The sequence below is a fragment of the Sphingopyxis sp. P1IMeth2 genome, assembly GCF_900185685.1.
Classification (GTDB): domain Bacteria; phylum Pseudomonadota; class Alphaproteobacteria; order Sphingomonadales; family Sphingomonadaceae; genus Sphingopyxis; species Sphingopyxis terrae_A.
The window spans coordinates 271,466-294,171 of the sequence record NZ_FYAT01000013.1 but is presented as its reverse complement, the minus strand read 5'-3'; the positions used below and the strand labels follow the sequence as shown (position 1 = coordinate 294,171).

At 66.7% G+C, this 22,706-nt stretch carries 22 protein-coding genes, 1 tRNA gene and 1 riboswitch; of the genes, 5 read left to right on the top strand and 18 right to left on the bottom strand.

The window, feature by feature from the left end:
• The 3 genes from P1IM2_RS12810 (at position 1) to P1IM2_RS12800 (ending at position 2,949) form a co-directional block, all read left to right on the top strand.
• Complete coding sequence (locus P1IM2_RS12810; protein WP_062900538.1) at positions 1-1,167, top strand: acetyl-CoA C-acyltransferase; 1,167 nt, start codon at positions 1-3, stop codon at positions 1,165-1,167.
• A gap of 85 nt (positions 1,168-1,252) precedes the next feature.
• On the top strand, positions 1,253-2,461 hold the full coding sequence (locus P1IM2_RS12805) for a serine hydrolase domain-containing protein (protein ID WP_062900539.1): 1,209 nt from the start codon (positions 1,253-1,255) through the stop codon (positions 2,459-2,461).
• Complete coding sequence (locus P1IM2_RS12800) at positions 2,458-2,949, top strand: MarR family winged helix-turn-helix transcriptional regulator (protein ID WP_186402686.1); 492 nt, start codon at positions 2,458-2,460, stop codon at positions 2,947-2,949. Before P1IM2_RS12805 ends, P1IM2_RS12800 begins: the two co-directional genes overlap by 4 nt.
• A 79-nt stretch (positions 2,950-3,028) precedes the next feature.
• On the opposite strand, the gene P1IM2_RS12795 is transcribed toward P1IM2_RS12800, so the two are convergent.
• A tRNA-Trp gene (locus P1IM2_RS12795) sits at positions 3,029-3,104 on the bottom strand.
• Between the two features lie 141 nt (positions 3,105-3,245).
• Between P1IM2_RS12795 and P1IM2_RS12790 the strand changes: the two genes are divergently transcribed.
• Positions 3,246-4,178, top strand: coding sequence for a DMT family transporter (locus tag P1IM2_RS12790; protein ID WP_062900541.1), 933 nt, complete (start codon positions 3,246-3,248; stop codon positions 4,176-4,178).
• A complete protein-coding gene (locus P1IM2_RS12785) occupies positions 4,175-4,807 on the top strand; it encodes a glutathione S-transferase family protein (protein WP_186402685.1) in 633 nt (210 codons plus the stop codon). The genes P1IM2_RS12790 and P1IM2_RS12785 overlap by 4 nt, the downstream gene beginning before the upstream one ends.
• Here P1IM2_RS12785 and P1IM2_RS12780 read toward each other — a convergent pair.
• The 17 genes from P1IM2_RS12780 to P1IM2_RS12700 all read right to left on the bottom strand — a co-directional run bounded on the left by P1IM2_RS12780 (position 4,802) and on the right by P1IM2_RS12700 (position 22,705).
• On the bottom strand, positions 4,802-6,010 hold the full coding sequence (locus tag P1IM2_RS12780) for an acyl-CoA dehydrogenase family protein (RefSeq protein WP_186402684.1): 1,209 nt from the start codon (positions 6,008-6,010) through the stop codon (positions 4,802-4,804). The genes P1IM2_RS12785 and P1IM2_RS12780 overlap by 6 nt on opposite strands.
• On the bottom strand, positions 6,007-7,566 hold the full coding sequence (locus P1IM2_RS12775) for a fatty acid--CoA ligase (protein WP_186402683.1): 1,560 nt from the start codon (positions 7,564-7,566) through the stop codon (positions 6,007-6,009). Before P1IM2_RS12775 ends, P1IM2_RS12780 begins: the two co-directional genes overlap by 4 nt.
• A 124-nt stretch (positions 7,567-7,690) precedes the next feature.
• The gene (locus P1IM2_RS12770) at positions 7,691-8,326 is read right to left on the bottom strand and encodes a DUF938 domain-containing protein (RefSeq protein ID WP_186402682.1); all 636 of its coding nucleotides are present in this window, start codon (positions 8,324-8,326) and stop codon (positions 7,691-7,693) included.
• On the bottom strand, positions 8,323-8,847 hold the full coding sequence (locus tag P1IM2_RS12765; protein ID WP_062900546.1) for a CcdC protein domain-containing protein: 525 nt from the start codon (positions 8,845-8,847) through the stop codon (positions 8,323-8,325). Before P1IM2_RS12765 ends, P1IM2_RS12770 begins: the two co-directional genes overlap by 4 nt.
• Before the next feature lie 7 nt (positions 8,848-8,854).
• Positions 8,855-9,304, bottom strand: a complete 450-nt coding sequence (locus tag P1IM2_RS12760) for an ABA4-like family protein (RefSeq protein WP_058812652.1) — start codon at positions 9,302-9,304, stop codon at positions 8,855-8,857.
• A gap of 12 nt (positions 9,305-9,316) precedes the next feature.
• Positions 9,317-9,661: a hypothetical protein gene (locus P1IM2_RS12755; protein WP_062900548.1), complete on the bottom strand. Its 345-nt coding sequence runs from the start codon at positions 9,659-9,661 to the stop codon at positions 9,317-9,319.
• A complete protein-coding gene (gene gcvPB, locus P1IM2_RS12750; protein WP_186402681.1) occupies positions 9,661-11,208 on the bottom strand; it encodes an aminomethyl-transferring glycine dehydrogenase subunit GcvPB in 1,548 nt (515 codons plus the stop codon). The genes P1IM2_RS12755 and gcvPB overlap by 1 nt, the downstream gene beginning before the upstream one ends.
• Complete coding sequence (gene gcvPA, locus P1IM2_RS12745; RefSeq protein ID WP_186402680.1) at positions 11,205-12,563, bottom strand: aminomethyl-transferring glycine dehydrogenase subunit GcvPA; 1,359 nt, start codon at positions 12,561-12,563, stop codon at positions 11,205-11,207. Before gcvPA ends, gcvPB begins: the two co-directional genes overlap by 4 nt.
• A 3-nt stretch (positions 12,564-12,566) precedes the next feature.
• The gene (locus P1IM2_RS12740; RefSeq protein ID WP_062900551.1) at positions 12,567-13,382 is read right to left on the bottom strand and encodes a glycosyltransferase family 2 protein; all 816 of its coding nucleotides are present in this window, start codon (positions 13,380-13,382) and stop codon (positions 12,567-12,569) included.
• 45 nt (positions 13,383-13,427) lie between these two features.
• Entirely contained in the window at positions 13,428-13,799 is a 372-nt protein-coding gene (gene gcvH / locus P1IM2_RS12735; protein WP_186402679.1) for a glycine cleavage system protein GcvH, read from the bottom strand.
• A gap of 3 nt (positions 13,800-13,802) precedes the next feature.
• Positions 13,803-14,957, bottom strand: a complete 1,155-nt coding sequence (gene gcvT / locus P1IM2_RS12730) for a glycine cleavage system aminomethyltransferase GcvT (protein ID WP_186402678.1) — start codon at positions 14,955-14,957, stop codon at positions 13,803-13,805.
• A gap of 173 nt (positions 14,958-15,130) precedes the next feature.
• Positions 15,131-15,230: riboswitch (glycine riboswitch) on the bottom strand.
• Positions 15,231-15,288: 58 nt separating this feature from the next.
• Entirely contained in the window at positions 15,289-15,945 is a 657-nt protein-coding gene (locus P1IM2_RS12725; RefSeq protein ID WP_186402677.1) for an NAD(P)H-binding protein, read from the bottom strand.
• On the bottom strand, positions 15,938-17,110 hold the full coding sequence (locus tag P1IM2_RS12720; protein ID WP_062900554.1) for a deoxyguanosinetriphosphate triphosphohydrolase: 1,173 nt from the start codon (positions 17,108-17,110) through the stop codon (positions 15,938-15,940). Before P1IM2_RS12720 ends, P1IM2_RS12725 begins: the two co-directional genes overlap by 8 nt.
• Positions 17,107-18,855, bottom strand: a complete 1,749-nt coding sequence (locus P1IM2_RS12715) for an SPOR domain-containing protein (RefSeq protein WP_062900555.1) — start codon at positions 18,853-18,855, stop codon at positions 17,107-17,109. Before P1IM2_RS12715 ends, P1IM2_RS12720 begins: the two co-directional genes overlap by 4 nt.
• A 57-nt stretch (positions 18,856-18,912) precedes the next feature.
• Complete coding sequence (gene ftsZ, locus P1IM2_RS12710) at positions 18,913-20,352, bottom strand: cell division protein FtsZ (protein ID WP_186402676.1); 1,440 nt, start codon at positions 20,350-20,352, stop codon at positions 18,913-18,915.
• Between the two features lie 152 nt (positions 20,353-20,504).
• Positions 20,505-21,761 carry a cell division protein FtsA gene (gene ftsA / locus P1IM2_RS12705; protein WP_003040016.1) on the bottom strand — a complete coding sequence of 419 codons (1,257 nt, stop codon included), beginning with the start codon at positions 21,759-21,761 and terminating at the stop codon, positions 20,505-20,507.
• Between the two features lie 5 nt (positions 21,762-21,766).
• On the bottom strand, positions 21,767-22,705 hold the full coding sequence (locus tag P1IM2_RS12700; RefSeq protein WP_186402675.1) for a cell division protein FtsQ/DivIB: 939 nt from the start codon (positions 22,703-22,705) through the stop codon (positions 21,767-21,769).
• Position 22,706: the final 1 nt, after the last annotated feature.

Genomic DNA, 22,706 nt, shown 5'->3' with positions numbered 1-22,706 from the left:
TTGACCGACGTCTATATCTACGACGCGGTGCGGACACCGCGCGGCAAAGCGCGGCCGGACGGCGGCCTTGCAAAGCTCAGCCCGCAGGAACTGGTTCGCCAGCAGATCATCGCGCTGCGCGCGCGATGCGGCGATGCGGCGGCCGCGCCCGACGCGCTGCTGCTCGGCTGCGTAACGCAGAGCGGCACGCAGGGCGGCCACATCGCGCTGGTCGCCAAACTCCACGCCGGTCTGCCGCACGAAACCATCGCACACAGCATCAACAATTACTGCGCATCGGGCCTTTCGGCCATCGGCCAGGCGATTGCGAAGGTGGCGAGCGGCGAGATGAATTCGATCCTCGCCGGCGGCGTCGAATCGATGAGCAGCGCGCCCTTTCTGGGCGACCGGGCGAGCTTCTACACCAACGCCGAGTTGCCGCCGCATGCTCGCTTCGTTCCGCCGGTTCTCGGCGCCGACCGGCTCGCCCATGCCGAAGACATTGCGCGTGCCGACCTAGACGCTGTCGCCCTCCTGTCACAGCAGCGCGCGGTGGCGGCGGAGGACAGCCTGGCGCTGCAACGCTCGCGCATCGACACCGGGGCGCTGTCGCGCGAGGAATGCCTGCGCCCGCAAACCAGCGCGGAGACCCTCGCCGACACACCGCCAGCTTTTGGCGACCTGCAGGATCAATATGCTGGGGCGCTCGGCGGCGTGCGCTTTGCGCCGCTGCACAGCGTCGCCCACACGCCGCCGATCTGCGACGGCACCGCCCTCGCGCTTCTCGGAACCGACGGGCTCGGCGACGCCCCGCGCGCGCGCGTCGTCGCCTTTGCCGAATGTGGCGGCGATCCGGCCGCGTCGCTGACCGCCGGCTTCGCCGCGATGGACAAGGTATTGGCACGCACCGGACTGACGATCGACGCCATGGATCGCATCGAATTCATGGAAGCCTTCGCGGTCACCATCGCCAAATTCCTGCGCGATTATGATGTCGATCCGATGCGGGTGAACGTCGGCGGGGGGCATCTGGCAAAGGGACATCCAATGGGCGCCAGCGGCGCGATCCTGACGTCGGCACTGCTCGACGCGCTCGATGCGTGCGACGGGCGTTTGGGGCTCGTGGTCGTAACGGGCGCGATGGGGGTTGGCGCCGCCCTGATCGTGGAACGGATCGATCGCTCCTGACGCAGCGGCAATGCGACGGCGAGTGCATAGGGACGCGCGAATTACCTGTCTTGACAATATATGTAGGTGCCTACATTGATAGCCAATGATCGATGATCCTTCGGCCGCATCGACGGCGTCCATGCATGCGGCGGTTGGCCGCCGATCCTTTCTTGCCGGAGCGCTTTCGGCCGTTGCGCTCGCGCCACCAGCGCTCGCGCGCTCCCCCGCCGCCGAGAACCTCGACCGCTTCCTTGCGGACCAGAGGCGCAGCGGCGGGATGACAGGCCTTGCCGTCGGCCTTGCGCGATCGGGCAAAGTGCTGCTGTCGCGAACCTGCGGCCATGCCGACATTGCCATGCGGCGGCCTGTCACCGTCGATTCGATGTTTCACCTCGCGTCGGTGACGAAAACGATTACCGCCACCGGGATCATGATGCTGGCGGAGGAGGGACGGCTGGATATCGACGCGCCGATCAACCGCTACCTCGACTTCGCGGTCGTTTCTCCGGCAGCGCCCGAGCAAAATATTACCGCGCGCCACCTTCTCATGCACATGTCGGGCATCTCGGATGCGACCTATTATGCGGTCGATTTCCGGACGCACGGCGGCGATTCGCCGCTCGCACTCGGCGATTTCCTGCACAGTTACCTGGTTCCCGGCGGAACACATTATTCTGCGACCGGAAGCTTTTCCGGCGCGCCACCGGGACGGGCCTATGACTATTGCAACGTCGGCTATGGCCTGCTCGGCTATATCGGCACGCGCGTCGCCGGCGTCGATTTCAGGACCTATCTGCAGCGCCGGCTGTTCAGCCCGCTCGGCATGGATCATCTGTCGTGGACCCTCGCCGATGTTCCGGCCGCGCTTCGCGTCACGCCCTATGAAAGCGACGCGCAGCGTCTTGTCCCTGTTGCGCCCGTCGGATTTCCCGATTGGCCTGCGGGCATGCTCCGCGCCTCGATCTCGGGCCTCATGCCCTTCGTCGCGGCGTCGGCAAATCGCGGCCGCACCGGGTCTCACCGGATGCTCGCCGAACCCTCGATGGACGAGATGCTCCACATGCAAAAGCCGCCAGGTCTGCCGGTTTGGCTGACCGGTCAAGGGCTCGGCTGGATGGAATCCGAGGGCGAAGGCGCGCCGCGCATCAATCATTGGGGCGGCGATCCCGGCGTTTTCACGGCGGTCTACCTCGATCCCGCGACGACGACCGGGATCGCAATCCTCACCAACGGCTCGGCGACCGCATCCAGCAAAGCCGCGATCAAGGCCATCGCACGCAAGTTGTTCACGCTCGGGAACGCGCTCTCATGAGCGAACAACCCGATTACAGCCGACTCGCCGGCGGCGCGGCACTGGGCGCCAGGCTGCGCCGGCTGTCCGAACGGATCGATCGCGAGAGCGCTCAACTATACGCCGCATACGGCATCGAATTCGAGCAGCGATGGTTCGGGATTCTCAATCAGATCATGCGCAACGGGCCGATGACCGTAGGCGACATCGCGTCGGCGCTACGTCTAACCCATGTCTCGATAAGCCAGGCGCGGCGTTCGCTGGAGGCCAAGGGCTTCGTCCACAGTCTCACCGACGGCAAGGATGCGCGAAGACGTCCGATAGCGCTGACGCCGAAAGGCGAGGCGCTGACCAGAGAACTCGCCGGACTCTGGCAGGCGCTCGGCGCCAGCGCGGCCGAACTCAATGCCGAAGCCGGCGATCTGATACCGCTCCTCGACCGCCTGGACGATGCGCTGACGGAGCGCTCGCTTCTCGACCGCGCTTTGGCACATGCGGCGCGGCCTTGAGCGCGACGGCACGAAAGCCCCTATCAAATACAATATTCGCTGGAACGGCGCACACTTCGAGAGCCGCCGTGGTCCGGCCTGGCAGGGGCAGCAGGATTCGAACCCGCGACCCTCGGTTTTGGAGACCGATGCTCTACCAGCTGAGCTATACCCCTAGGCCGGAGTGCGCCCTTAGCCGTAACGGGGGGCCGCGCGCAAGGGGATTGCACGATCGATCCCAACATTGTTGTCGCCGCTTGGCTCGGGCCGGAACCCTAGCTTGCAAAGCATCGGCAGGCTGATATGCGAAACGGCGCATGAGCACCGCCCCGTCCCCCGAGGTTCCGCAGCATTATCTGGGCGGCATCGCGCTGCGGCTGCTCGCCATGCTCAGCCTCTCCTTGATGTTCGTGCTCGTGAAGCGGATCGACGCCGCGGGCATCCATATCGTCGAGAGCCTGTTCTGGCGGCAGGCGATCGTGCTGCCGATGCTCGTCGGCTGGGCGCTGACGCGGGGCGGCCTTGCCATCTATCGCACCCACCGGATCGGCACCCATGCGCGGCGAGCGATGATGGGGCTGACCGGCATGGCGCTCAACTTCGGCGGGATGATCTTTTTGCCCATGGCCGAGGCGACGACGATCAACCTGTCGGTGCCGATCTTCGCGGTGATCTTTGCCGCGCTGTTCCTCCGCGAGCCAACGGGGTGGCAGCGGTGGAGCGCCGTGCTGGTCGGTTTCCTTGGCGTCCTGCTCGTCCTCAATCCGACGACGCTCGTCGCGCAGGGCTTCACCGGCCATCACGGGCTCGGCACGCTGATTGCGCTCGGCGGGGCGGTGATGACCGCGCTGATCACGATCCAGGTCCGCGATCTGGCGCGCACCGAAAGTCCGATGACGATCGTCTTCTGGTTCAGTCTGATCTCGATGCTCCCGCTCGGTCTGGCGCTGCCGTTCGTGATGACCGCGCATGGCGCCGGCGAATGGGCGTTGCTGATCGGGCTCGGCCTGCTCGGTGCAGTGGTGCAATTGTCGCTGACCGGCGCGCTGCGCCTCGCGCCTGTCGCGGTGGTGACGCCGATGGATTATTCGAGCCTGCTGTGGTCGATTGCCTGCGGCTGGTTCTTCTTTGGCACCCTGCCTGCGGAGACGACCTGGGTCGGCGCGCCGCTGATCGTCGCGAGCGGGCTGTTCATCGCCTGGCGCGAGCATCGCCTGCATATCGAACGGATGAAGGATATCACCGCATGACCCCGCCCATCCTCTACCATTGCCCCGATGCCCGCTCGCTGCGCTGCCTGTGGGCGGTCGAAGAGGTGGGCGCAGACGTCGACCTGCGCGTCCTGCCCTTTCCGCCGCGCGCCTTTGCGCCCGAATATCGCGCCGTCAATCCGCTGATGACGGTGCCGGGCTGGGTCGAAGGCGGACGGGTGATGACCGAATCCGCGGCCATATGCGAACGCATCGTCGAGGACAGCGCGCTCGAGGTGCGCCGCGACGAAGCGGATTATTGGGACTATCGCAACTGGCTGCACCGCAGCGATGCCACGCTGACCTTCCCGCTCGCGGTCATGATCCGCTACACGCGCGTCGAACCCGCCGAGCGCCGGCTCGCGCAGGCGGTCGACGATTACAAGGCCTTCTTCGGCGGCCGCACCAAGAGCATCGAGGCGGCGCTCGCCGACGGGCGCGACTGGCTGGTCGCCGGCCGTTTCACCGCCGCCGACATCGTGATCGGCTATGCCGCCTTCCTTGCGACAACGCTGGGCGCGGCCGACGTGCTGGGCGAAGCGACGACCGACTGGCTGCATCGCTGCACTGCCCGCCCCGCCTTCCTTCGCGCCCGCGAACGCCAGCGCACCGACGCGCCGCAGCTATAGCCCCAGCATCAGCTTGGCCATGATATTGCGCTGAATCTCGTTCGACCCGCCATAGATCGACGCGGCGCGACCGTTGAAATAGCGCGCCGAAGCGGTGAGATCATCTTCGGGTCCGACGAAGGGCAGATTGCTGCCCGGCGCGCGCGCCGCGAACTGGTGCGGCGCCGCGTAGGGACCGGCGATGTCGACCGCCAGTTCCTGTATCCGCTGCTGCGCCTCGGTTCCCTGCACCTTCAGCATCGATGACGCCGGACCGGGGCTGCGCCCGAGCGCGATTGCCGCCATCATCCGCTGCTCGGCGGCATGGATCGCGTGGACATCGGTATAGAGCCGTGCGAAACGCCGCCGGATCGCCGGATCGTCAAGCAAGGTGCCGCCCTCGCCGAAATCGCGCGCCGCCGCGCCGGCCAGCAGGCGATCGAGCGCCGCGGTCAGCCCCGCAGCGTAAGCCGCCGAGCGTTCGAACTCGAGCAGATATTTGGCGACGCCCCACCCCCGATCCTCTTCGCCGAGCCGCCCCGATTGCGGCACGCGGACATTGTCGAAAAAGACCTGGTTGAAATCATGGTCGCCCGACAGCGTCAGGATCGGCCGCACCTCGATCCCCGGCAGCGTCATGTCGAGCAACAGGAAGGTGATGCCCTGTTGCGGGCGGCCGTCACGGCTGGTGCGCACCAGGCAGAACATGCGGTTCGCGAAATGGGCGTGCGTCGTCCAGATCTTCGACCCGGTCAGCACATAATCGTCGCCATCGCGCTCGGCGCGGAGCGACAGGCTGGCAAGATCCGATCCTGCCTGCGGTTCGGAATAGCCCTGGCACCAGAAATCCTCGCCCGACAGGATACGCGGCAGATAATGCGCCTTCTGCTCGGGGGTGCCGAAGCGCATGATGCACGGCGCGACCATGCGCAATCCCATCGGCGACAGGCTGGGCGCGCCGGCAGCGGCGAGTTCGGAATCGAAGATATGCCGCTGTGTCTCGTCCCAGCCGGTCCCGCCATATTCGCGCGGCCAGTGCGGCGCCGCCCAGCCATGGCGATGCAGGATCGCCTGCCACGCCATCGCATGCGGCTTGTCGACGAACACGCTCGTCGCGCGCGCCGCGGCGTCGCGCAGATCGTCGGTCAGATTGGCCGCAATCCAGCCGCGAACCTCCTGCCGGAAGGCCTCCAGCCCCTGCCTCTGGATCGGATCGGCCGTCAATTCACCATCCGCTCATAGCCTTCCCAATAAGGGGCGCGGAGATCCTTGCGAAGAATCTTGCCGCTGGCGTTGCGCGGCAGCGCCTCGATCACGTCGACGCTGCGCGGACATTTGAATGGCGCTATGCGCTCGCGCGCCCAGGCAATGATGTCGGCCTCTTCCACCGTCGTCCCGGGCTTGGGCACGACGACCGCCTTGACCGTTTCACCCCATTTGAGATCGGGGATGCCGATCACGGCGACTTCCTGCACCGCCGGGTGGCCGTAGATCGCGCTTTCGACCTCCGCCGGATAGACATTCTCGCCGCCGGTGATGATCATATCCTTCACCCGGTCGTGGATGTAGAGATAACCGTCCTCGTCCATATAGCCGGCGTCGCCGGTGTGGATCCAGCCGTCGCCCGTCATCGTGCGCGCGGTCGCCTCGGGCAGGTTCCAGTAACCGAGCATATTGTTCGAAGAGCGCGTGACAACCTCGCCCACCGCGCCCACGGGCATATCCTGCCCGTCGTCGCCGATGATCCTGATCTCCACGCCGGGCAGCGGCTTGCCCGCCGACCGCATGCGCTTGTTGCCTTCGGGATCATGATCCTCGGGCGGCAGCATGCAGATGGTGCCTGTCGTTTCGGTCATCCCATAAGCCTGGATGAATTCCGCCCCGAACATCTTGATGCACTGGCGCAGCAGTTCGAGCGGGATCGGCGCCGCGCCATAGAGGATATATTTGAGCCGGCTGTAATCGACCGTGCCGCAGCGCGGGTGGAGCAGCAGCATCTGAAGCGCCGCGGGAACGATGAAGAAGCGCGTCACGCCATGCTGTTCGACCGCATCGAAAACCCCGTCGGGATTGAATTCGGCGAGGATGATGCCGGGCAGCCCTGCCGCCAGCGCCATGATCCCAAGCCCCGTTCCGCCGATATGCGCGCAGGGCATCGCGACAAGCACCGCCTCGTCATCGTCCCATTTCGTATAGGCCAGATCGGCGTCGGCCGAGTTTTTCCGCAACGCGAACAAATTGCGGTTCGACAGCACGGCACCTTTGGGACTGCCGGTGGTCCCCGAGGTATAAAGTTGCAGCACGGCATCGTCGGGACCGGACGGGGTGAAGGGCGCGCGCGGCGTCGCGTCGATCAGCGCGCGTGCCTCGGTATCGCCGACGATGCGCGGCGCATGGTCGAGCTTGCCCGCCAACTGATCGGGCACCGCGTCGAAACCGGGGCCGGTGAAGACGATCTTCGCCCGGGTATCGTTGATGATATAGGCCCATTCGACGGGCGAAAGCCGCCAGCCGATCGGCGCCATGACGATCCCGGCGCGCGCGGCGCCAAAGAAGAGCGTGAAATAGAGGTCGCTGTTCTTGCCGATCCACGCGATGCGATCGCCCTTCTCGAGCCCCGCGGCGCGCAGCGCGCTTGCCACGCGCGCCGTCCGCTCCTCAAGCTCGGCATAGGTGAACAATCGGTCCTCTTCGCGCATCGCAATGCGCGACGGCCGGTCGGCGGCCCAGTGGGTGATGAATTCGTCGAAACTGACAAGGTCCGAAACGTCGGCAGCCATCGATCCTCTCTCCTCGAATCGCGTTGCTATTTGCAATCGAGAAGGACGCTAAAGCTTCGGCGGCCAAGGTAAAGCGCCGAACGCCCAACCTGACAGCAGTGACAGCTTGGGCGCGCCGCCGGACTCAGCTGTGTTTGCGGAACAGCAGCATCAAATTGTTCGCCGGCATGGTGCGGCGCTCGGTTAAGCCAAATCCGTGCGGCGCGGCCGCATCGACGACCGCCTCCACTTCGCGCAGCCCCCAGGCGGGATTGCGGCTGCGCAGGCTCTCGTCAAAGGCAAGGTTGCTGTCGGCGGTCGCGACATCGGCTTCGAGATAAGGGCCGTAAAGGATCAGAGGGGCGCCCGATCCCAGCAATCGCGCCGCCCCCGCGAACAAGCCCAGCGTCGCCGCCCACGGGCTGATATGCACCATGTTGATGCACAAGAGGGCATCGGCATGTCCCAGCGGCCAGTCCGGCGCCGATGCGTCGAGGTGCAGCGGCGCGGCGATGTTCGGCAGCCTTGCCTCGGCGCTCCAGGCCGCGATCGAGGCGAGCGCGGCTGGGTCGGGGTCGCTCGCCTGCCAGTCAAGCTTCGGGAAGGCGGCGGCGAAATGGACGGCATGCTCGCCCGAACCGCTCGCCACCTCAAGCACCGTGCCCGACGCGGGGAGCCAGTCGCCGAGCACCGCGGCGATCGTGTCGCGATTGCGCAAGGTTGCGGGGGCATGGCGCTTGTCGCCCTCGCCGCCGTCCGAAGGCGTCCACGGCCCCTTCATCGCCGCGACGAACGCGCTGCCGCGAGCAGGCGCCGGGCGCGCAGCGCGATCTCGACCCGCTGAAAAACGATGAAGCCGAGCGCGAAGGCCATCAGGATATCGGTAACGGCCATCAATCCCGCCTGTCCGTGGCCGGCGACGCCTTCGGCCATGTTGCGCGACACACCCCGGATGAAGATGAGCGCGACGAAGAAGAGCAACGCTGCGGGCGACACGGTCTGGCTGAGTTCATGCGTGTCGGGATCGACCGCAACCTGCATCAACTTGCCGCGCATCCAGCCGAGGCCGCTGCCGACCGCGAGCGCGACAAGGCACCATATCCACACCAGTCCGTGCGGCGGAGCGTTCCAGAAAATGAAACCCAGCAACAGCGCGTAGAAGGTCGGCAATATCCACAGGCGTTCGAGCCGCAACCGCCGTGCCTTGCCGACCGAGCGCAGCCTAAAGAACAGCACGAGCAGAACGACCCCGGCGGGGATCAGATAATGCAGCAGCGGCGACGGGGCGGTTCCGGCGTTCATGACCGCCTCACTTCGCCTTTGCCTGCGCCCGCGCGCGACGTTCGCGCACGATCAGCCACGCCAGCAGCCCGACCGGCCCGACCATCAGCGTCAGGAACAGGAAAGGGAACTGGACGATCCGGCTGAAACCCTTGGCATCGGCATCGCGGGCAATCCACATGCCCGTGAACAGGTCGAAGGCCAGATAATGCGTCCAGCCGAGCGTCGCGCCGCCGGGACTGTCGAATAATTTCATCACCCCCGCCAGCGTCGTGAAATTGCCGCCGCCGGTTCCGCCGGCATCGATCGTGCCGGAGAGGAAGCCGCCGAGCATCACGGCATAGGCGAGGCAGAGCAGGAAGACCCCGGCATAGAGGATCAGCGCCAGCACTTTCGGCCCGCGCGGCGCGAAGGCGAGAAGCAGCCAGCCACCGATCGCCCAATAATTGGCCAGCAGGAAAACGCTATCCCAGCTCATCGCTTTTCCCCTTCAGATCAGTCCGCCGACGCCGAGAAAGATGATTCCGCCGAACAATGCAACCAGCCCCGCCGACAAAATCAGCAGCGTCATTCGCGCCGCGGCCCGCCGCCGCATCACGACGAAGGCGGTGAGCAGCGCGAAACCCAGCGCGATGAGCGGCGCATAGCCGAACACCCAGTGGTGCGCGAGCGCGCGGCGGGGCCGGACGATTTCCCATTGTTCGGCGACAAGGCCGTAGCCGGTTACCGCGGCCAGCCAGATCGCGGCGAAGACGACGAGCGACAAGGCGGCGGCGAGACCGCAGCCGCCCCGGCGCGGCGCGGCACCGCTTTCATCCTCGCCCGCGGCGCGCATCAATCCTCCCAGCGAAGCACCGGCTTGCGCGCCGCCAGCGTCTCGTCGAGCCGCGCGCGCGGCGCGAAATGCGGCGCCGACTTGAGCGCCGGATCGCCGTTCTTTGCGCGAAGCGCGATGCTGCGCAGCGCACCGACGAACTGGTCGAGCACCGCCTTCGATTCGGTCTCGGTGGGTTCGACGAGCATCGCGCCGTGGACGACGAGCGGGAAATAGACCGTCATCGGGTGATAGCCTTCGTCGATCAGTCCCTTGGCGATGTCGAGCGTCGAGAAGCCCTCGGCAAGCCCGCGATCGCTGAACAGCGCCTCGTGCATGCATGGTCCCGACGCGGCGAAGGGCGCATCGAGCACATCCTCCAGGCTGCGCAGGATATAGTTTGCGTTGAGCACCGCATCCTCGGCGACCTGCTTCAGCCCGTCGGCCCCGTGGCTGAGAATATAGGCCAGCGCGCGGGTGAACATGCCCATCTGGCCGTGGAAGGCGGTCATGCGACCGAAGGTGTCGGGGTGCTCGGCGCCCGCGCTTTCTTCCTCGACCAGCTTGAAAGACCCGTCGGCGTAGCGCGCCGAATAGGGGATCGGGCCATAGGGCGCGAGCGCCTTCGACAGCACGACCGGCCCCGAACCGGGACCACCGCCGCCGTGCGGGGTCGAAAAGGTCTTGTGCAGGTTGATGTGCATCGCGTCGATGCCAAGGTCGCCGGGGCGAACCTTGCCGACGATCGCGTTGAAGTTGGCGCCGTCGCAATAGACATAGCCGCCCACCGCGTGCACCGCGTCCGAAATCGCTTTCATGTCGCGTTCGAACAGGCCGCAGGTGTTGGGGTTGGTGATCATCACGCCCGCCACATCGGGGCCGAGCCGCGCCTTGAGCGCCGCGAGATCGACGCGCCCCTCCGCGGTCGCCGGAATATCCTCGACCGTGAAGCCGGCAAAGGCAGCTGTTGCGGGATTGGTCCCATGCGCGCTTTCGGGGACGAGCAGCACCCGCCGGTCCTCGCCGCGCGCTTCGAGCGCCGCCTTGATGCACAGGATCCCGCAAAGCTCGCCGTGCGCGCCCGCCTTGGGCGACATGGCGACGCCGTACATGCCGGTGAGTTCGATCAGCCACACCGCGAGTTCGTTGATGACCGCAAGCGCGCCCTGCACCGTTTCCTGCGGCTGGAGCGGATGCACGTCGGCAAAGCCCGGCATCCGCGCGACCTTTTCGTTGAGGCGCGGGTTATGCTTCATCGTGCAGCTGCCAAGTGGGAAGAGGCCGAGGTCGATCGCATAATTCTGGCGCGACAGGCGCGTATAGTGGCGCACCGTTTCGGACTCGCTGAGCCCCGGCAGGCCGATGGGATCGCGGCGCATCAGCGCGCCGAGATCGGCAGCGGGCGCCGCCTCGTCGAAGTCGACGCCGGTGGTCGCGGTCGAGCCGATCTCGAAGATCAACGGCTCCTCGAGCATCAGCGCGCGGTTGCCGGTAAATGTCGCGGTATCGGCGGCACCACCAGCGCCGTGCATTTCGGGGCGCCAGCCGGCGGGGTTGAGCGCGGTCATGCCAGCACCTCCTTCAGCGCCGCGGCAAAGGCGGCGATATCCTCTTCGGTCGCGGTTTCGGTGACGGCGACGACCAGGCCGTTCGCCAGCGCGTCATTGTCAGGATAAAGGCGCCCGAGCGACACGCCGCCGAGCACGCCCTTTTCGGCGAGCTTGTGAACCGTCGCGCGCGCGTCGACGGGCAGCCGCAGCGTGAATTCGTTGAAGAAGCCGCTGTTGACGACCGACACGCCCGGTACTTGCGCCAGTTCGGCCGCTGCCACCCTGGCGCGCCCGTGGTTGATGCCGGCAAGCTGCCGCAACCCCGCTTCGCCGAGTAAGGTCATGTGGATGCTGAAGGCCAGCGCGCAAAGCCCTGCATTCGTGCAGATATTGCTCGTCGCCTTCTCGCGCCGGATATGCTGCTCACGCGTCGACAGCGTCAGAACGAAGCCGCGCTTGCCATTGGCATCGACCGTCTCTCCGCACAGCCGCCCCGGCATCTGGCGGACATATTTCGTCTTGCACGCAAACAGGCCAACATAGGGACCGCCGAACTGGAGCCCGACGCCGATCGCCTGCCCCTCGCCCACCACGATATCGGCGCCCATCTCGCCCGGCGACTTGATGAGGCCCAGGGCAACGGGTTCGGTAACGACCGCGATCAGCAGCGCACCGGCCGCCTGGCATGCCGTAGCGAGCGCGCTCATGTCGTCGATGCGGCCCAATATATCGGGATATTGAACGACGACGCAGCTTGTATCCTTGTCGATAGCGGCGGCGAGCGCGGCCCAGTCGGTACCGGCTTCAAGCGTCGGGTCGCCGTCGACAAGCTGGTCACCGGTATATTTCGCCATCGTCCGCGCGACGCTGCGATAATGCGGATGGAGGCCGGTCGAGAGCAACGCCTTGCCGCGCTTGGTGATGCGCCGCGCCATCACGATCGCCTCCCAGCAGGCAGTCGAGCCGTCGTACATGGACGCATTGGCGACGTCGGTGCCGAAAAGACGCGCGACCTGCGTCTGGAACTCGAACAGCATCTGCAGCGTGCCCTGCGCGATTTCGGGCTGATAGGGCGTGTAGGCAGTCAGAAACTCGCCGCGCTGGATCAGATGGTCGACGCTCGCGGGCACATGGTGGCGATAGGCGCCCGCACCGAGGAAGAAGGGACCGTCGCCGGCGGCGCGATTCTGTCGCGCGAGCGCTGCCATATGGCGCTCGACCGCCAATTCGCTGGCATGACCGGGAAGGCCGGCGATCGGGCCGTCGAGCCGCGCTTCGGCAGGCACGTCGACGAACAGATCGTCGATCGAGGCAGCGCCGACCGCCGCGAGCATCGCGCTGCGGTCATCGGGCGTGAGGGGGAGGTAACGCATGAACTACTCCGTCGAAGAAGCTGATTTTATGGCAAGAAGCTGGGCCAGATCGGGAAGCGATCCGGTAAAGATCGCCGGCCCGCTGTGCGTGGTCTTCACCCAGGGGGCGAGCCAGATGCGAAGCCCCGCATCGCGCACGCGGCGGCAAAAGGCATAATCGTCCGACAACTGCGCCCGCGTGTCGGGTTCGATCATCGGCAGGAAATAGGCATAGGCCTCCTCGCCGATCCCGTGCGCGGCGCGCTCGGCGGGATCGGTGCGGAAGACCAGTTCGGGATGACGCGCGCGCAACCTGTCGAACACGTCGCGGCGGATCATCATCATCCCGCTGCCGACCCGCGTCAGTTCGACCAGATCGGTGAGCGCGAAGGATTGGTCGGGATGCAGGAAATGCAGCGCAAACTCCCCCGAAAAGCGCCCGAGCGCCGCCGGATCGGCGTCACCCAGCCCGGCTTTGGCGGCCAGCGCCGCATTGCGCCAGTTGAGCATCCGCCGCGGACAGGCAGCCCCCAGAATCGCGCAATCGTCGCGGCCGACCATCGCGCGCAGCATCGCGAATACATCCTCGGCGCCGAAGTCGATGTCGGCATCGACGAACAGCATGTGGGTGCAGTCGCTTTCCGCGAAGATCGCGGCGAGCATGTCGCGCGCGCGCGTCACCGACGGCTGGTAGAGGATGAACTCGAACCGCACCGTCAGGCCGATCGCCTGCGCGCGTAACGCAAGGTCGAGCAGCGCGCGGACATAGCTACCCTGCGCCCCGTCATAGATGGGCGTCGCCACCATCAGGCGGCAATTGGCAAGCGCAGGGTCCGTCATGGTCTTGCGGCCTTTCCCCCTCCCGCGACCGGAAGGAGTTTGCGATCACAGATCGGCGATGAATTCCTTGTACGCCTGCGCATTCATCAGCCCGTCGAGCTGGCTCTTGTAGCTGAGCGTCATGCGAAAGAACCAGCCTTCGCCTTCGGGGTCCGAATTGACGAGCGCGGGGTCCTCCTCAAGCTGGCCGTTGCCTTCGGTGACGGTGCCATCGACGGGCGCGTAGACGTCGCTCGCCGCCTTCACCGATTCGACCACCGCGGCGTCGCCGCCCTTCGACAGTTCGGCGCCGGTGTCGGGAACCTCGACGAAGACGATATCGCCGAGCTGGCCCTGCGCGAAGTCGGTGATGCCGACCGTCGCCACATCGCCATCGACATCGATCCATTCATGCTCTTCGGTATAAAAACGCGGCATCGATCAGCCTCCCTGTTTGCGCACGTAACGATGTGGAACGAAGGGCATCGGCGTCACCGTCACGGCGACGCGCTTGCCGCGGACTTCGGCGGCGAGCGCCGTGCCGGGCTCGGACAGGCCGGTGGGCACATAGCCCATCGCTATGGGGGCGCCGACGCTCGGCGCAAAACCGCCCGAGGTGACGACACCGACTTCGCGGTTCCCGTCGAAAATCTTGGCGCCCTCGCGCACCGGCATCTTGCCATCTACGGTCAGGCCGACGCGCTTGCGCGGACTGCCATCGGCAAGATGGCCGAGGATGCGCGCGGCGCCCGGAAAGCCGCCTTCCTCGCGGCGGCGCTTGCTGATCGCAAAGGCCAGATCGCCCTCGACGGGGTCGATGCCTTCGTCGAGGTCGTGGCCGTAAAGCGGCAATCCCGCTTCGAGCCGCAGCGAATCGCGCGCGCCGAGGCCGATCGGTTTTACCGCCTCCTGCGCGCACAGCGCATCGGCGAGGGCCGAGACGTCGCTCGCCGGCACCGAAATTTCGAACCCGTCTTCTCCGGTATAGCCCGAACGGCTGATCCCCAGCCGCACGTCGCCCCACAGATAGGGGCCGGCCTGCATGAAGACGAGGCGATCGACGGGAAGAATATCGGAAAATTCGGGAACCACGCCGAGCGCCGTCAGCGCGGCCGCGGCCTTTGGCCCCTGCAGCGCAAGCAGCGCCTGTTCGTCGAGCAGGTTCATCTCGATCTCGTCGGGCAGATGTTCGCGCAGATGCGCGATGTCGTCCCACTTCACCGCGCCATTGACGACCATGTAGAGGCCATGCCCCGTATTGGTGACCATCAGATCGTCGAGGATGCCGCCATCGTCGGCGAGCAGCAGCGAGTAGCGCATCCGCCCCGGCTTCAACGCCGAAATATCGCCCGGAACCAGCGCCTCGAGCGCTTCGGCGGCGCCTTCGCCGCTGAACACGAGCTGCCCCATGTGGCTGACGTCGAACAGACCCGCATTGTCGCGCGTCCACAGATGTTCGGCCATGATGCCGTCATACTGGATCGGCATGTGATAGCCGGCGAATTCGACCATCCGCGCGCCCCTTGCACGGTGCCAGGCGTCGAGCGGAAGCGTTTCGATCGCGACCGTTTCGCCCATTTCTTCGGTTTCGCTCATATCGGCCTCCCGTCGTTGACATGACGCGGCGCGGCCCGATGCCGTTCCTTCGCCATGCCCCCTCTGTCACGGGAACCTGAGAGTTTTCGTCCATGCGCCCACGATGACGGGTCGGCATGGAGTTACCCCTTCGGTGGTCCGGGCGACGCCCGAACGCTTTCCAGAGTGTCCGTTCCAGCCGCGCGGTCCGTTGACCTGAGAGTTTCCGGGGCGGTTGCTCCTTCGGTGGCGACGGCCGGTTTCCCTGCCCCCGCGCTCTCCCGCGTGGCCGGTCGAATCTCTTTAAGAGGCTCGACAGACGCCTGAGCCTTGGCGCTCGCCTTCGGCAGAGTCAATCGGCGAGCTGTTGCATCGCGTCATTTTCGTGGACGAACTGTCCCGGCGCCGCGAGCGACGCCGCGGCTACGATCGCGCGCGCCACCGTTTCGGCCGGAATCGAGCGATAGCGGCGCAGCGATCCGTGCAACAGCGCGTCGGTGAGCGGCGCGGCAAGCATCGCCAGCCCCTCGCCAATCCGCTTCGGCCCCCGCCGGTCACCGGTGAGCAGGCCGGGGCGCATCAGGTCGAGCCGCAGGAAATTCAGCGCGCGCAGCGCCTCCTCCACCTCACCCTTCGTCCGCAGATAGAAGTTCGCGCTATGCGCCGCCGCGCCGACGCTGCTGACCGCGATCATGTGCGCCGTCCCCGCCGCCTTCGCCGCACGGGCGCAGGCGAGCAGCAGATCATGATCGACCGCGCGAAACGCGTCCTGCGACCCCGCCTGGCGGATCGTGGTGCCGAGGCAGGAGATCAATATCCCGGGTCGCTCCGCCGCGATGATCTCGGCCCATTCGCCCGGATCGGCGGTCATGGCGCGATGGCCGGCCCCCGCCTCGACCAAGCGGCGCGCCAGCAGGGTAAGCGGCAGGGAATGGCCGCAGCGGGCAACCGCCTGTCCGACAAGCCCCGTCGCTCCGATCAGAAGCGCGCGGGGTGCGGCATCAGACATGCGCCAGCGCCTCGGGCACCGCGGCCCGCCCATTCATCTCAGCAAAGCGATCGATCGCGAATCGGTCGGTCATCCCGGCAATATAGTCGCCGATGTGGCGCACCGTCGCCCCGTCCGTATCGGGCAGCCGCGATGCCCATTCCTCGCCCATCAGCGCAGGATCGTCCCTGTAGGCCGCAAACAGCCCCGAAACGACGGTGCGCGCCGCGTCGGCGGCCGCGATCTGCGACGGATGGTGATAGAGGTTCGCATACATGAAGCGTTTGAGATCGCGCTCCTGCCGCGCCAGCGTATCCGAAAAGCCGCCGAGCGTGCGGCCCGCCGCGCGCACTTCCGCTACGCTCTCCACCCCCGCATCGGCGACATTGGCCTTGGTCGCGGCGATCACGTCGTTGACCATCACGCCGATCTGGTCGCGCACCAGCTCGCGCAGCAACCGGTCGCGCGGCGCGCCCGGAAAGCGGGCTTCGACGAGGCGGAAATTCTCGGCGACGAAGGGCTGCGCCATCAACTGGTCGATCGTCAGCAGTCCCGCGCGCAGGCCGTCGTCGATGTCGTGATTGTCGTACGCGATGTCGTCGGCGACCGCCGCCACCTGCGCCTCCAGGCTGGCATGGCTCGTCAGGTCGAGCGGAAATTCCGCGTCGATTTCCGCCAATGCCCAGCCGGGGTGACGCACCGGACCATTGTGCTTCGCCAACCCCTCCAGCGTCTCCCACGTCAGATTGATGCCATCGAAGCGCGGATAGGGACATTCGAGCCGCGCGAGCGTGCGCAGCGTGTGCCCATTATGATCGAACCCGCCATGCGCCATCATCGCCGCTTTCAGCGCGTCCTCGCCCGCATGACCGAAGGGCGGGTGACCGATGTCATGGGCAAGGCACAAGGCCTCGGTCAGATCTTCGTTCAGCCCCAGCGCCCGGGCGATACCGCGACCAATCTGCGCGACTTCGATGCTGTGCGTCAGCCGGACGCGATAATGGTCGCCGTCGGGCGCGACGAAGACCTGCGTCTTGTGACGCAGCCGGCGGAAAGCGATCGAATGGATGATGCGGTCGCGGTCGCGCTGAAAGGCATCGCGCGGCCCGCGCACGACGCGGCCCGGTTCGTCATGGCGGCGTCCGCGTGTCGCCCTGGGGTCACTCGCACAGGCCGACAATGTCATTTGAAGAGATCGACCTCTTGCCCCGCATCGCTGGTAAAGACGAAACCATCGCCGCCCGCCTTCTTATATTGCGCGAGCCAGTCGGCAGCCGCCTTCTTGTCCTTGAACGGCCCCACGAGCAGGCGGCGGGTGCGGCCCCATTCGGTCGAGCCGCCATCCTTGCCCTTGAACAGCGCGGCATTCTTTTTGGCGAAGCGGTTGAAATCGAAGGCGAGCGCCTTCTGGTTCGACCCCGCCGCAACTTGCACCCAGATGCGCGAGGGATTGGCCTTTTTCTTCGCGGCCTCTTCCTTCGCCTTGGCGTCGGCCTCCGCCTTGGCCTTGGCCGCGGCTTCTTCCTTTTCGCGCTTTGCCGCTTCGGCGGCATCTGCCTTGCGCTTGTCCTCGACCAGCTTGGCAAGCGTATCGGCGCCGACCGCGCCGCTGGTGCGCTCAAGCTCCTCGGGCGGAATCTCGATCGAGCTGACGATCTGCGCCAACGAGGCGAGCGGAGCCGCAGCACTCGGCGCTGGCGTGGTCGTCGCCGACGGCGGCGCAGCGGCAGCGGCCGGCGGCTGGCCGACATCGCTCAGCGAGAAGCCCGGACCGACCGGACCGGCACCGCTGTTCACCGCGACGCCCACCGGTTGGGCCGCCGCTGGCGCCGGTGTCGGCGCGGGAGGCTTCGCTGCCGGGACGGACGGTGTATCAGCACGGCGCACCGGCACGGCGGCTGGCGGCTGCGCCAAGGTCGGCGCAGGCGCTGGCGTGGGCGCAGGTGTCGGCTTCGGGGTCAGCGTCGGAGCCGGTCGCGTCGCCGGTGGCGGCGTGGCAGTGGCCACCTGCACCGGTTTGCCCTTGTCGCCGCGCCGTTTGCTCGGCGTCGAAGTCGGGGAAGGCGCTGGTGTCGGGGCCGGAGCGGCCGCAGCGATCTGCACGGGCTTGCGCACCGGGCCAAGTTCGCCAGCCGGGAAGCGCCCGAAATGCGCGGCGGCGGCCTGCTGCGCCGGATTGAGCCGGTCCATCTGGGTTAGATAGGGCAAAATGCTCTGCGCCAGCAGCGCCGGCATCGTCGCCTTGACGATCTCGGTCGCCTCGTCATTGCGGCCGTTGATCGCTAGGATCATCGCGCGCGACCGCCATGCGGCACGGTCCTGCGTGCGAAGCTGCGGCGTGAGGAGCTGAATCGCGCGGTCGGCCTGCCCCGTGATGCCGAGCGAGATCGCATAGCGGCGGATCACTTCGTCGCTCGGCGCGATCGACAGGGCGAGTTGATAATCGCGCTGCGCCCCATCCTGCTGGCCCAGCAAATCGCGCGCAAGCCCGCGGTCGGCAAGGAATAGCCGCTCGGGGGCGCCGAGAAGCTGCGCCTCGCCGAAATAGTCGAGCGCCCGCGACGGCTTTTCGAGATGGAGCATCGCCGACCCGAGCGCCGCCTTGACCCCGCCGTCGCGCGGGCTCGCCTGCTCGGCACGGGTCAGAAAGCCGAGCGCGGCGCGATAATCCTCCAGCTCGATCGAAGCGCGTCCGGCATCAAGCAGCGCGGCGCTGTCGGCGGCGTTCGAGGCGAGCCGAGCGATCGCCGACGACAGCATCGTCCGCGCGGCGGTGCGTTTTTCCATCGCCGCCTTGGTGGCCGCATCGGGCGGCGTCACCTGAAATGCATGCGCCGCTGCGAAGGGGGCAGCGGACAGGAACAGCAGGCCGAGCGCGCCGACATGAAGTCGAACGCGCCGCGGCCCCGCCGTCAATATGGATCGCCGCATGGGCAAATCATCCCGTGTTCGGGCCGCCTGCCCATCGGGCGGCCGCGATGAACCCTGTTACTGGTTGTTCTGACGGCCCAGGAAGCGCGGAATATCGACTCCGTCTTCCTTGTCGCCTTCTTCGGCAGGGGCCGAACCGCCACGCGACAGACGCGACATGCGTTCGAACAAGGTGCCGCCACCGATCGGCCGCGCAGGCTCGGCCGCGGGGGCCGGGTCGGCAGCCGGCGCGGGCGCCGGTTCGGGTGCATCAAGTACGAGCTCGTCGCTGGTATCGTCATAGGTCGCGGCGACCTGCGACAGTTCCATCGGCTCTTCCTCGGCCGGCGCCGGTGCTTCGGCCGCGGGAGCATCGCCCAGCGAGAAGCCCGGTGCGGGGTCGGTGTCGACTTCGGGTTCCGCAGCTTCGACCGGCGCTTCCACAGCCGCCGCCTCGACCGGCTCCTCGGCAAAGGGCGCCGGCGCCGGGCTGCGCGCGGGGGCGAAGGAGAAGCTGCGCGCCGCCGGAGCCGCCGGAGCCGCCGCGTCGCCAGAACCGTCGATGCCGGTCGCGACAACCGATACGCGAATCTTGCCTTCCAGCCCTTCGTTGAAGGCGCTGCCCCAGATGATGTTGGCGTCGGGATCGACGAGTTCGCGAATATGGTTCGCCGCTTCGTCGACTTCCATCAGGCGCATGTCTTCGCCGCCGGTGATCGAGATGATCACGCCCTTCGCGCCCGCCATCGACACGCCATCGAGCAGCGGGTTGGCGATCGCCTTCTGCGCAGCTTCGAGCGCGCGACCGTCGCCTTCGGCTTCGCCGGTGCCCATCATCGCCTTGCCCATTTCGCGCATCACGCTGCGCACGTCGGCAAAGTCGAGGTTGATGAGGCCGGGCATGACCATCAGATCGGTGATACCGCGCACGCCCTGCTGGAGCACTTCATCCGCCATGGTGAAGGCTTCCTTGAAGGTCGTGTTCGGGTTGGCGACCAGGAAGAGATTCTGGTTGGGAATGACGATCAGCGTGTCGACATGGTCCTGAAGCTCGGCAATGCCGGCTTCGGCCGACCGCATGCGGCGGTTGCCCTCGAAGGTGAAGGGCTTGGTCACGACGCCGACGGTCAGAATGCCGCGGTCGCGGGCCGCCTTGGCGATGACCGGAGCCGCACCGGTGCCCGTGCCGCCGCCCATGCCGGCCGCGACGAAGCACATATGCGCGCCGTTCAGCGCCTCTTCGACCTGCGCAATGCTTTCCTCGGCCGCCGCCCGGCCGACTTCGGGACGCGAACCCGCACCCAGACCCTGGGTGATCTGCGTTCCGAGCTGGATGCGACGCTCCGCCGGCGAGGCGTTGAGCGCCTGCGCGTCGGTGTTGGCGACGACGAAATCGACGCCCTCGACCTTCGCCGCGATCATGTTCGCGATGGCATTGCCCCCCGCGCCGCCGACGCCGATCACGGCGATACGCGGCTTCAGTTCATCGACCTGCGGCGGGCCAATATTGATGCTCATCAACCAATCTCCCAGTAGCGGCGGACCAACGCCGCTTCCCTCACCTTGCGACCCATTCGGGCGGTAGTCCGGCCGCCCGTCATTGATTTATCGCATTGCACTATTGTGACGCCGGAATCACCCAAAAAATTAACCTTTCGCGCAACCGCGCGTCAGAAACTGCTCTTCAGCGCGGTGATAAGTCGGTTGATGATCGACGACCCCTTGGGACGGTACACATCCTGCGCCATCGTGGGCAGGTCGCGCAGATCCACGGGGTCGGATGCGGCATAAAGAACCAGACCGGCAAGCGTCGCGAAAGCCGGTCCCGAATGGGCATCGGGCAGGCCGTGCAAGCCGCGCGGTCGCCCGACGCGCGCCGCCCGGCCGAGTGCGATCTGGGTATAATCGGCGATGCCTTTCAGATCGGCGCCCCCGCCGACGAGCACGACCTGGCGGCCGATCGGGCCGACGAAGTGAAGATCCTTCAGCGTCCGTCCGATGTCGCCCATCATCTGGTCGAGCCGCTGGCGAATGACCGAGATCAGCTGCGCGCGCGTGATGCGCGGCGCATCGCTGCCCGCGGGCGCGCCGGGATCGAGTTCGATCAAATCATTGTTGTCGCGCGGGCTGGCCGAGGCCGAGCCGTAGAAGCTCTGCAGCCGCTGCGCCTGGCTGCGCCGGATACCGAAGGCCGAGGCGATGTCGTCGGTGATGTCGCTCGCCCCGAACGGCAGCGAAACCATCTCGACGAGCATTCCGCCCGCATAGAGCGATACCGTCGTCACCGCCGCGCCGAGCTCGACAAGCGCCACGCCAAGGTCGCGTTCTTCTTCCGACAGGCAGGCGAGCCCCGCCGCGATCGGCGAGGCGACCACCGCATTGACGTCGAGATGCGCCTGCCGCACCGCGGCTTCCAGATTTCGCACCGGGGCGCCGTCGGCCATGATGATGTGGATGTCGACGCCCAGCCGGTCGGCGTGCAGGCCGATCGGATTCTTGACGCCGGTCAACCCGTCGAGCGTGTAGAGCGCCGGCTGCGCGTGCAGGATCATCCGCCCTTCGGGATCGATCCCCGCGCGCCCGGCGGCGAGCAGATCGTCGATATCTTCCTGTTCGATGCGGTGACCGCCCAATTCGCTCTCGATCGGGGCGACGTCGCTCAAGAGGCTGCCCGCCGAGAAGCTGACCCAGACGTCGTCGATATTGAGACCCGCGATACGCTCGGCCTGTTCGATCGCCTCGCGCACGATATGCTCGGTCTGCTCCATGTCGGCGACATAGCCGCGCTGGACGCCGCGGCTTTCGCGCTGGCCGGTGCCGAGCACGTGCAACTGCCCGTCGGCAGTCTGGCCCGCGATGAGCGCACAGACCTTCCACGACCCGACATCGAGCGCGGTGATAATCTTTTCGATGCGCGGCGGCGCCATCGCTTCTATCCCTCGTTCGCCTGACCCGCCGACACCGCGTCGGCGGCGGCACGCGCGTCGTCGATCTTCGACGGCGCCACCTGCCCTTCGTGCGGCATGCGTAGCACGAAACGGCTGGGGTCGCGCATGTCGAAACGCAGGATGCCGCGGCCAAGGAGGCGGTTCGCCCCGTCCATGTGCGCGAATTTCGCGAGCGCCGCCTTCGCTTCGGTATCGCCTTCGGGCAGCGACAGCGTTTCGCCGCTGCGGAAGCGCAGATCCCAGCGGCGGTTGCCGACCCAGGTCGCGCCCGCGAGCAGTTCCTTGAGCGAACTGGCCTCGGCGAGCAGCGCATCGAGATCCTGCGCGCGCCGATTGGCATTGGGGCCGATGACGAGCGGCAGGTCGGGCATGGTCGCGACCGTCACGGGTTCCAGAACGACCCCGCTGTCGTCGATCAGCGACAGTCGGCCGTCATTCTGCCAGATCGCTGCCGGGGTGCGCTCGACGATATCGACGACCAGCGTATCGGGCAGGCGGCGCGACACGCGCGCATCCTTGATCCAGCCATACTGCATCAGGTCGCGGCGCACATCGTCAAGCTCGACCGCGGCCATCGAGCGGTCCTTCTGCGCCAGCGCGATATCATAAACCTTCAGCCGGTCGATGCGATCGGCACCGACCACTTCGACCTTCTTTACCTGAAATCCGGCGCGCCCGACCGCCTGCGCCCACTCTTCGTGAATTTTCGCGGTCACACCCGTCACCTCGGCACCGAGCACCAGCACGCCCGCCAGGCCGATACCGATCGTCCAGTTGGCGACGCGCTGAAGATGCGCCGGGCTGATCGGCAAGGCGTTGATGACCATGTTGAGGCGCGACTGCTTGACCGACCGGCGCCTTTTGGGCGCGCGCGACGGACGGCGCGGCGGCGCCTTCGCGCGTTTGATCCTGGTGCTGCTCATA